This window comes from Cellulomonas sp. (assembly GCF_017744555.1).
In the GTDB taxonomy this organism is placed as follows: domain Bacteria; phylum Actinomycetota; class Actinomycetes; order Actinomycetales; family Cellulomonadaceae; genus Cellulomonas.
In genome coordinates this window covers 1-9,690 of record NZ_JAGIBD010000056.1, presented here as the reverse complement: position 1 = coordinate 9,690, position 9,690 = coordinate 1, and the positions used below count along the sequence as shown (strand labels likewise).

Annotated in this window: 10 protein-coding genes, 1 tRNA gene and 1 pseudogene; 6 read left to right on the top strand and 6 right to left on the bottom strand. The window is 75.3% G+C overall.

Translation table 11 applies throughout. The features are described from left to right. Positions 1-166: 166 nt before the first annotated feature. Both J7523_RS19405 and J7523_RS19400 read right to left on the bottom strand, forming a co-directional pair. Positions 167-1,363, bottom strand: a complete 1,197-nt coding sequence (locus J7523_RS19405; protein ID WP_087508984.1) for a HAMP domain-containing sensor histidine kinase — start codon at positions 1,361-1,363, stop codon at positions 167-169. Further along, complete coding sequence (locus tag J7523_RS19400) at positions 1,356-2,027, bottom strand: response regulator transcription factor (protein ID WP_087508986.1); 672 nt, start codon at positions 2,025-2,027, stop codon at positions 1,356-1,358. Before J7523_RS19400 ends, J7523_RS19405 begins: the two co-directional genes overlap by 8 nt. Before the next feature lie 155 nt (positions 2,028-2,182). Between J7523_RS19400 and J7523_RS19395 the strand changes: the two genes are divergently transcribed. The 4 genes from J7523_RS19395 to J7523_RS19380 are packed head-to-tail and all read left to right on the top strand — an operon-like array spanning position 2,183 to position 5,599. Then, positions 2,183-2,740 carry a hypothetical protein gene (locus J7523_RS19395; RefSeq protein WP_143320310.1) on the top strand — a complete coding sequence of 186 codons (558 nt, stop codon included), beginning with the start codon at positions 2,183-2,185 and terminating at the stop codon, positions 2,738-2,740. Further along, entirely contained in the window at positions 2,725-3,837 is a 1,113-nt protein-coding gene (locus J7523_RS19390) for a peptidoglycan-binding domain-containing protein (RefSeq protein WP_087508989.1), read from the top strand. Before J7523_RS19395 ends, J7523_RS19390 begins: the two co-directional genes overlap by 16 nt. Continuing rightward, entirely contained in the window at positions 3,837-4,487 is a 651-nt protein-coding gene (locus tag J7523_RS19385) for an ABC transporter ATP-binding protein (RefSeq protein WP_087508990.1), read from the top strand. The genes J7523_RS19390 and J7523_RS19385 overlap by 1 nt, the downstream gene beginning before the upstream one ends. Beyond that, entirely contained in the window at positions 4,484-5,599 is a 1,116-nt protein-coding gene (locus J7523_RS19380) for an FtsX-like permease family protein (protein WP_087508992.1), read from the top strand. Before J7523_RS19385 ends, J7523_RS19380 begins: the two co-directional genes overlap by 4 nt. 126 nt (positions 5,600-5,725) lie before the next feature. Here the strand turns inward: J7523_RS19380 and J7523_RS19375 are convergent, their stop codons facing one another. Both J7523_RS19375 and J7523_RS19370 read right to left on the bottom strand, forming a co-directional pair. Then, the gene (locus J7523_RS19375; RefSeq protein WP_087508993.1) at positions 5,726-6,037 is read right to left on the bottom strand and encodes a hypothetical protein; all 312 of its coding nucleotides are present in this window, start codon (positions 6,035-6,037) and stop codon (positions 5,726-5,728) included. A gap of 173 nt (positions 6,038-6,210) precedes the next feature. Then, complete coding sequence (locus J7523_RS19370) at positions 6,211-6,810, bottom strand: ScbR family autoregulator-binding transcription factor (protein WP_291890300.1); 600 nt, start codon at positions 6,808-6,810, stop codon at positions 6,211-6,213. 80 nt (positions 6,811-6,890) lie between these two features. Here J7523_RS19370 and J7523_RS19365 point away from each other — a divergent pair, with 80 nt between their 5' ends. Continuing rightward, the gene (locus J7523_RS19365) at positions 6,891-7,733 is read left to right on the top strand and encodes an AfsA-related hotdog domain-containing protein (RefSeq protein WP_291890298.1); all 843 of its coding nucleotides are present in this window, start codon (positions 6,891-6,893) and stop codon (positions 7,731-7,733) included. Beyond that, on the top strand, positions 7,723-8,661 hold the full coding sequence (locus tag J7523_RS19360; protein ID WP_087508998.1) for an NAD-dependent epimerase/dehydratase family protein: 939 nt from the start codon (positions 7,723-7,725) through the stop codon (positions 8,659-8,661). Before J7523_RS19365 ends, J7523_RS19360 begins: the two co-directional genes overlap by 11 nt. Positions 8,662-8,760: 99 nt before the next feature. On the opposite strand, the gene J7523_RS19355 is transcribed toward J7523_RS19360, so the two are convergent. Further along, positions 8,761-8,833 (bottom strand) — tRNA-Ala (locus J7523_RS19355). 102 nt (positions 8,834-8,935) lie between these two features. After that, positions 8,936-9,690: pseudogene (locus J7523_RS19350) on the bottom strand (hypothetical protein); the annotation flags it as partial.

Genomic DNA, 9,690 nt, shown 5'->3' with positions numbered 1-9,690 from the left:
GTGCAGGAGCAGTCGGCCGTGGCCGACGGCATGAGCCGCGACATCGGCGCGGTCGCGGCCGCCGCCGGGACCACCGTGCTCGCGGTCGGCGAGCTGCGCGCGTCGGCCGAGGACGCCACGGGCCGGGCCGCGCGGCTGCACGAGCTGTTCGGGCGCTGACGCGCGCTCAGGCGCCGGGCAGCCGCACGCGCACGACGAGACCGCCGGCCGGCCGCGCCTCGAGCTCGACCCTTCCGTGGTGCGCGGCCGCGATGCTGTCGACGAGGCTCAGCCCGAGCCCGAGCCCGGGCCGTCGCTTACGTGGAACCTCCTCGCCCACGACGCGAGGACCGCGCTCGAACGGCTCACGGAGGCGCTCGAGCCGGTCCGCGGCGATCGTCGGCCCCGTGCTGGCCACCGTGAGCAGGACCTCGCCGCGCGCACGGGACAGCGCCACGACGACCTCACCGCCGTCGTGGTTGTGGGCGATCGCGTTGTCGACGAGGTTCTCCACGAGCTGCTGGAGCAGCTCGGGGCTCCCCCGCGTCTCCGCCGGCGCCGCGTCCGCCCCGAGGCTCAGGCCACGGCGGCGCGCCGCGGGACCGGCCTCGTCCACGACCGCCAGCACGATCTCGTCGAGCGCGACGGGCTCGGCCCGCTCGGACAGCGTGCCCGGCGCCCGCGCGAGCGTCAGGAGCGACTCGACGAGACGTTCGCTGCGGCGCGTGGTCCGCAGCGCGCGCTCGATGATCGGCCGCGCCTCGTCGGGCACGCGGTGCTGCTCGAGCGGGACCTCGAGCGCCAGGCGCGTGGCCGTCAGCGGCGTGCGCAGCTCGTGGGACGCGTGCGCGACGAACCTGGACTGGGCCTCGAACGCGGACTCGAGCCGAGCGAGCATCGAGTCGATCGTGTCGCCGAGGTCCTTGATCTCGTCCTGCGGTCCGGGGAGGTCCAGCCGCCGGGTGAGGTCCTGGTCGGTGATCTGCCGTGCCGTGTCCGCGACCTGGTGGATGCGCCGCATCGCTCTCCGCACGACGACCCGGGAGACCACGGACGCCAGGAGGGCGAAGGCGGCGATGAGCACGAGCGACCAGAGCATCATCTCGCCGAGGACGTCGGTCGCGACCGTGTCGACGGTGACCGCGCCAGCGGCCTCGACCGCCTGACGGCTCGCGTCGACCTCCGCGCCCGGGCTGGTCGACACCGCTCCCACGCCGGTGTCCGTCACCATCGTCGTGTACACCGCGGTGCTGCTGAACACCGCGTCGAGGATGAGGTACTGCACGAGGACGAGCACCGCGCCCGCCACGGCGAAGATCGCCGCGAGCGCGACCGTGAGGCGGGTGCGGAACGACCACCGCCACGCGCGCACCCGGTCAGTCATGCGGGATCCGGTAGCCGAACCCGGGGACCGTCTCGATCAGCGGCGGGTCGCCGAGCTTGCGCCGCAGCGAGTGGACGACGACCTTCGCGGCTCCCGTCGTGACGTCGTACGGGGTGTCCCAGACCTCGTGGAGGAGCGCCTCGGGCGTCTTGAACCCGCCGTCCGCGCGCACGAGGTTCTCCAGCACCGCGTACTCCTTGGGCGTGAGCCGCAGCGGACGTCCGCCGCGCTCGGCGAGCCGGCGGGGGACGTCGACCCGGACGTCACGACGCACGAGCACGGAGGTCTCGCCGGCGACCGGGCCGCGCCGCGCGAGCGCGCGGAGCCGGGCCACGAGCTCCACGTAGGCGAACGGCTTCGGGAGGTAGTCGTCCGCGCCGAGCTCGAAGCCCGCCACACGGTCGTGCAGACTGCCGGCCGCCGTGAGCATGAGGACCCGAGCGGGGTGGCCCGACGCGCGCAGCGTGCGGCACACCACGTCCCCGCTGACGCGGGGCAGGTCCCGGTCGAGCACGACCAGGTCGACGCGCGACGCCGGGTCGGTGAGCAGCTCGAGCGCGGTTGCGCCGTCGTACCGCACGTCGACGCGGTAGCCCTCGTGCGACAACCCCTCGACCAGCGGGTCGGCGACGTCCGGGTCGTCCTCGACCAGCAGGAGCCGCATGGCACGCCCCCTCCCCCTGCGACCGTCTCGCGGCGGAATCTACCCGACGGGCGTGAGGCGGGGGTGAGGTCCCCGTAACCGCCGCCTCACCCGCCGCCCGCGACGCTGGGCACCGACACGACCGGTGGGGTCGTGACCGGCAGGGAGGCAAGGACATGGCAGACCGAGCGATTCACGGGGTCGCGCGCTCCCGGCGTCGCGTCGCGTGGGCGTGGGGGCTCGGCGTGACGGCGCTGCTGGCGGCGGGGTGCTCGACCTCGACCCCCGACGCGTCACCCCCGCCGAGCGCGTCCGCCGCTGCGGGCGCCGACGGCACGGTCCACGCGGTGCGGGACTGCATGCAGGCGGCCGGGTGGGACGTCGAGGTGGTCGAGCAGCCGGGCGGCGCGCACGGGCTCGCCGGGACGTACCCCGACGACCAGAAGAGCCGGTACGACGAGGCGCTCGCGACGTGCCAGGCTGACAACGGCCAGTCGTCGGAGCTGCCCGCGATGACGACGTCGGACGCCGACGCCTACTACGACGCGCTCACGACGACGGCTCAGTGCCTGCGGGACGAGGGCCACGAGCCGCCCGCGGCGCCGTCACGCCAGGCGTTCATCGACGCCGCCACGCGCGGCGACATCATCTGGAACCCCTACGCGGACTTCTTCACCGAGAACCTCACGATGGACGAGTACGACAGGGTCAACCGCGCATGCCCGCTGCCGTGAGCCCCGCGGTGCCGCGGCGCCGGCGACGCGGCGCGACCGCGGCGACGGTCGGGGGCGCGCTCGTGCTCGCCCTGGTGGCGGGCGCCGTCGGGTGGGCGCTGAGGACGGTCGTGACACCGCCGCCGGACGTCCTGCGGGCCGAGCCCTACACCGCCGTGACCGCCGCGGAAGGCACGGTCGGCCAGTCGATCACGCTCGACGCGGTCGCGACGTGGGAGGTGGAGCACTCGGTGGCGAACCAGGCGTCGGGGACAGTCACCAGCCTCGACACCCCACCGGGGGCGAGCGTCGGTGCCGGTCAGGTGCTGTACCGCGTGGGCCTGCGACCGGTCGTCGCCGCCGAGGGCAGCACGCCCGCGTTCCGCGACATCGGCCCGGGCGACCGCGGGGACGACGTACGGCAGCTCCAGGCCCTGCTCACCGCCGTCGGGAGGTACGAGGGCACGATCGACGGGCGCGCGCTCCGCTCGACCGTGCAGGCCGTGCGCGCCTGGCAGCGCGACCTCGGCGTCGAGCCTGACGGGATCGTGCACCTCGGCGACGTCCTGTTCCTGCCGTCGCTCCCCGCGACCGTCGCGTACGGCGACGTCGAGGTCGGGCGTCCCGTGTCCGCCGGGTCCGGGTCGGTGGACGCCCTGGGCGCGGCGCCGCGGCTGACCATCACGCTGTCCGACACCCAGGCGCGTGTCGTCGTGCCGGGGACCCCCGTGCACCTGTCGTACGGCGACCTGCGCTGGGAGGCGGTCGTCGGGAGGACGACGCCGGCGACGAAGGACGCCCCGGCGACCGCGACCCTCGCGTCGACCGGTGACGGCCCCCTGTGCGGGGCCGACTGCGCGGCCCTGCCCGTCACGTCCGACTCGACCGTGACCGCCGAGGTCGTGGTCGTTCCGGAGCATCAGGGAGTCGTCGTGCCGGCCTCGGCCCTCGTGAGCCGTCCCGACGACACGACCGTCGTGGTGGCCCGGGACGGGACCGTCGTGCCGGTCGGGATCGTCGCGAGCGCGCGTGGCTCCGCGGTCGTCGACGGGCTCGCGGCCGGCACGTCGGTGCGCGTGCCGGGCGTGCTCCCCGACCCCGAGCCTCAGGAGGGCTGATGACGACGCGTGAGATCACGCTGCGGGCCGACGACATCACGTTCGGCTACGTCCGCGACCGTCCGGTCCTGACGCGTTGGAGCGCGGAGTTCCCCGCGGGCAGGATCACCTCCATCACCGGCCCCTCGGGGCGGGGCAAGTCGACCCTGCTGTACCTGCTGGGGCTGATGGTGCGGCCGACGTCGGGTCGGGTGCTGCTCGACGGCTCGCCCGTGCACGACGCGGGCGACCGTACGCGGGCGCGGCTGCGCGCCTCGGTCTTCGGCTTCGTGTTCCAGGACGCGGCGCTCGACCCGACACGGACCGTGCTGGACAACGTCACGGAGTCCGCGCTGTACCGCGGCGAGGACCCTCGCGCGCTCGCCGGCCGCGCGCACTCCCTGATGGAGCGGTTCGGCGTCGCGGTCCCCGGCGACAGCAGGCCCGGTCAGGTGTCGGGCGGGCAGGCGCAGCGCATCGCGCTCTGCCGGGCCCTGCTGGGCGACCCGCCCCTGCTCCTCGCGGACGAGCCGACGGGGAACCTCGACCCGGGTTCCGCCCGCACGGTGCTCGACGCGTTCGTCCAGCACGCCCGAGACGGCGGCACCGTCGTCCTCGTGACCCACGACCCCCGTCTCGCCGCCGAGTGCGACGAGCACATCCGGCTGTGACGTCGACCCGGCGCCTGCTCCTCGCCGTGCACCGCGAGGCGATGGCCAGCGCACGCAGCCAACGGACCGCCACGTCGCTGGTGGCGCTGATCGTCGCGGGCATGTGCGTGGCGGTGCTCCTGACCAGCGGGCGGACGGCCGCCGCCGAGGACGCCGTCCTCTCGCACATCGACGACCGGACCACGCGGACGATCGTGCTGCGTGCCACGGGTGAGGGCTCGGGTCTCGACACGAGCGTCCTCGCGCCGCTCGGCCGGCTCGAGGCGACGGAGGCGGTCGTCGGGCTCGGACCGTCGCAGGACGTCACCAACGTGGCGATCCCCGGCGGAACGCGCGTGGCCGCGCGGGCCCTCTACACCGCCGCGCCGGTGGCGGGCCTGCCCGTGACACGGTCCCCGCTGCCGGGGTCGGCCGCGGTGTCGTTGGCGGCGTCCTACGAGCTGGGGCTCGCGGGGAGGTTCCACGGGGCCCTGCTGGAGCCCTCGGGGTCGACGCTCGCAGTGACGTCGCAGGTGCGCACGCCCGACTACCTGGCGTTCCTCGAGCCGCTCGTCGTCGTGCCCGAGCGGGTCACGGACGTCACGCCGCTCGCGACGGTGGTCGTCGTGACGAGGTCGAGCAGCGACGTCGAGACCGTGGCCGGGGTCGCGCGCGACCTGGCGGCCCCGCTCGACCCGGAGCACCTGACGATCGAGACGGCGGACGAGCTGGGTCGCATCCGGGCGGCGATCTCGGGGGACCTGGGGACGTTCGGGCGCTCGACGGTGCTGGGCATCCTCGCGGTGACGGCGGCGCTGGTCGCGGTCAACCTGTACGGGCTCGTGCTGCTGCGCCGCCGGGACTTCGGCCGGCGCCGCGCGCTGGGCGCGACGCGCGGCGTCGTGGTCGCGCTCCTGCTGTGGCAGGTGGGAGTGGTCGCGGCGTGGGCTGCGACGGCGGGGACGGCGGCCGCGGTCGCCGTGCTGCGGACGGAGGCTGCGGCTCCGCTGCCCGACGCGCGGTTCGTCGTCGCGGTCGCGGTGCTGGCGGTCGGTGCGGCGGTCGCCGCGGCGGTGCCGCCGGCCCTGTACGCGGCGAGCCGCGACCCGCTGCGGGAGCTCCGCGTGCCGTGACGGGTCCTCGTCACGTCCCGGCGCGGCTGGACGGGCGCGGCGGGGGCGCCCTCCCCGGCACCCCCGCCGTCCCTGCTCATGCCGGTCGACGTCCCGCGGGGTGCGGGCCCGACCGGCTCACCCAATTCACCCGCAGGCGGACCCGCCGACCGTGAGGCCGGTGCCGCCGACGGCCCATCCGGCGGCCGCGAAGTTCGCGTCGTAGGTGCTGTTGTAGAGGTTGTTGTTCGGCGGCGTGATGGTCACGCTCTTGGTCACCCCGCCGCTGGAGTGCGCGTGCACGACCTGACCCCGCGCCGTCGCGAGCGAGACGACCGTGCCGGACGAACACGACCGGTAGCCGCTGACCGTCGCGGCCGCGGCCGACGTCGCGACCACGGGCACCAGCAGCATGCCGGCCAGGACCCCCGCCACCGCCGTCTTCTTGATCTTGCGCATCGTCGTTCCCTCCGTTGCGGCTCGTGCCGCGTCAGCGGTCGGTCGCCGGTGCGACCGTTGCCCCCGCGTCACCGACCATACGACCGGTCAGTGAAATGGGGAAGAGGGAAGACGTCCGGACGCTCGGGAGACACGCCTCGCCGGGCCGGCGGCGGCGCCGGCCCGGCCGCCCCTCACCGGGGCGCGGCGATCCCGGGCAGCAGCAGGTCCCAGAGCATGTCGATGCGGCGCTCGAGCCCCGCCCGGTCGTCGAGCTGGTGGGACACCTCCTGGACGCCGAAGAACGTGGCGACCACGTGCCACGCGACGGCGTCGAGGTCGAGACCCCCTCGCAACGTGCCGGCCCCTACGGCCTGGTCGAGGTACGTGCGGACGACCCGCATCCACCCGACGAACGGCGTCGGCAGGTCCGCGTCGATCAGCGCCGACTCCCGCATGAGCCGCACCGCGGCACGCACCGCGACGTCGTCGCGGTACACGGCGGCCACGCGGTGCGACACCTGTCGCATCGCCTCCAGCCCGGTCAGACCACGGGTCTGCACCTCCTCCAGCACGGGGTCCCACATGCGGAAGTACGCGTCGACGGTCACCGCGGCGAGCTGGGCCTTCGACGGGAAGTGGAAGTACACGGAGCCCTTCGTGAGCTCGAGACGCGTCGCGATGTCGCTGATCGCCGTCCCGACGTACCCCTTCGCGTCGAACTCCTCGGCGGCGACCCGCAGGATCGCGGCACGCGTCGCGAGCTTCTGCCGCTGACGCGACGTAGGTGGCACGAGATCGAACCCTTCTCTTCCACTGACCGACCGGCTAGTCTCTGACCCACCCCAGCCTACGACTCACGAGGGAGTGAGCCATGCCCAGGGCGGTCGCGACCTTCGACCGGAGCGTCGACCGGCGACTGGTCCACCGGTCGTCCATCGCCGGCGTCTTCCTGACGAGCGTGCGGCGGCAGACGGCCGATGTCTGGACGCTCGGGGTGCAGGTGCCACGCCCGTGGCCCGTGCCGCCCCGGCGCCACCCAACCACCGTGCCCCTGACGCACGGCGTCGAGGTCCTGCGCCAGTGCGGGCTCGCCGTGGCCCACAGCGGCCTCGACATCCCCCTCGACCACGCGTTCACGATCCAGCAGATCTCGTTCGGCTGGTCCGGCCCGGCCCCGCGGTACCCCGACTTCGGTCCCTACGAGGCGACCGCCCGCATGCAGCTCGTCGAACGTCTCGTACGGCGCGGCACGACCACCGGGCTGCGGCTCGCCTTCCGCCTCACCGCCGCGACGCACGAGGTCGCCGTCGGAGGCGGCGTGCTGAGGTGCCTCCCCCGGCACCAGTACGACCTGCTGCGACGCCGGGCCGCCCCAGGTCCACCGGTCACGCGCCACGACCGCGCCCCGGTGCGCCGCATGGTCCGGCGCGGTGGACGCGTGTCAGGCCTGGTCGGGTGGGACCACACCGACCCGTTCGCGTTCGACCACCCGACCGACCACCTCCCGGGGATGACGCTGCTGCGGTCCGCCATCGACGCGGCCGAGGCCGCCACCTCGGCACGCGTCCGCGCGCTCGACGTGAGCTTCGACCGGTTCACCGAGTACGCGCCGCCGCCGACGATCAGCGCCACCCCGGACCCGAGCGGCGTCGTGCACGTCGAGGTCACGCAAGCGGGCTCCGCGACCACCCGGGGCCTGCTGCGTGTCGGCTGAGCCGCGGTGCGTCGTCGTCGGGGGCACGGGGCTCGTCGGCCACCACGTGCTGCGCGCCCTCCGTGCGGCCGGACTCCCGGCGACAGGCGTCGCCCGCACCCCGGGCCCGCGTGACGTCGGCGTGGTCGCCGGGGACGTCACCGCCGGGACGGACGCGCTCCGCCGGCTGCTCGACGGCGCCGACGTCGTCGTGCACGCAGCTCCCTACGTCGGCCCGGACCCCGACGAGAGCGCCCGGGTGAACGTCACGGGAAGTCGTGCGCTGGTGGCCGCCTGCACGGCAACCGGTGTCGACCGTCTCGTCTACGTCAGCACGGCCGCCGTCTACGGTGCGGGTCCGCACCGGGACCTGTCGGTCGACGACGGGCTGCCCGCACCGAGGTCGGCGGTCTCGAGGCACCGGTGGCACGCCGAGACCCTCGTCCGCAGCGCCGGAGGGCTCGTCGTCCGCCCCCACCTCGTCGTCGGGGTCGGGGACCGCCACGTGGTGCCGCCGCTCGCCCGCTTCGTCACGACGCTCGGGGCCCTTCCGGAGTCAGCCGACAGGACCCGTTGCTCGGTGATCGGGGCGGACGACCTGGGTCGTCTCGTCGCCGGCCTCGCCCGGCACGCGGTCGCCTCGTCGAGCACCTGGAACGCGGTGCCCCCGACCAGCGTGACGACCACCGCCCTGTGCGCGCTCGCGACACGTGCGCTGGGCGACGAGCTGCCGCGCGCGCGGCTCGACGCGGAGACCGTGCGGCGCCGCGCGCTCGCGGCCGGGTTCACGGCGCGCCAGCACGACGTGGTGTTCGGCGAGCGCACCTACGACCCCGGGGACGTCTGGGAGGCCGCACGGGTCGCGCCTCCCCGCACGACGACGCTCGGGGACCACGCGGTCCGGTGGTACCGCGAGCACGCGAGCGACCGCGAGCCCCCGAGCGCCTGAGCACGGGACACCCGACGGTGCCGGAGCGACACGGGCCCAGACGCACGAAGAGCCCGTCCTCGCGGACGGGCTCTTCATGGTGACCTGCAGGTCGTGTTGTGGAGCTGAGGGGATTCGAACCCCTGACCTTCTCATTGCGAACGAGACGCGCTACCAACTGCGCCACAGCCCCTTGAAGCGGGATCACACTAGCACCCCGCGGGCCCCACGACGAAACCGGGCCGGGCCGTCGCGACGCACGTCACACGCGTGCGCGGCGACCCGGCTCCGTCGTCTACTGCCCCGCCGCGCGGCGGCGCGCGAGCACCGCGTTGAGGTCGATGCTGCCGGTCGTCTCCGCGACCGGCTCGGCCGCCGTCTCGGCCGCGGGGGCGGCCGTGTCGCCCGTGGGCGCGTCGGCCGGCCGGCGCGCGGTCGACGCGTCCGCGTCACCCTCGCCGAGCGGCGCGGGGTCACGACGCGGGGCAGACGCCTTCATCGTGTACGTCGGGCGCGGCACGGGCACGGGCGACCACGCGTCCTCGTCCTGCGACGCACCGTCGACCGCCGGCACGGCCTCGGTCGCGGTGCCCTGCGCGTCCCGGCGCACGACCGGCACCTGACCCGTCGCGTGGCGCGCGGGCCCGCTCGACTCGCCGCGGTCGGCGACGATGCGCTCGAACACCTCGGTGTGCGCGTCCGAGGGTCGCACGGCGTACCCGGTGACGAGCGGCACGGGCGCCTCGAGGTCCGTCGCGGTCCGCGCGACGGGGGTCGCCCCCGTGCGCGGCCGCACGACCGGGGTCGCCCCCGTGCGGGCGCGGACCGTCGGGGTCGCGCCGGTGCGGGGCCGGGCGGCCAGCCGCTCCTCGCGCTCGATCGTCGCGGCCCACTCGGCGTCCGCCACCTGACCGGCGATCACGGCACGGCGCCCCAGCACGACGACGGACGCGAGCAGCGCCGACGGCACGGCCCCGGCGAGCCACGTCGCGGCGGGCACGAGGCCCGTCACGACCCAGCCGGCCACGGTCGCGGCGACCAGGACGGCGG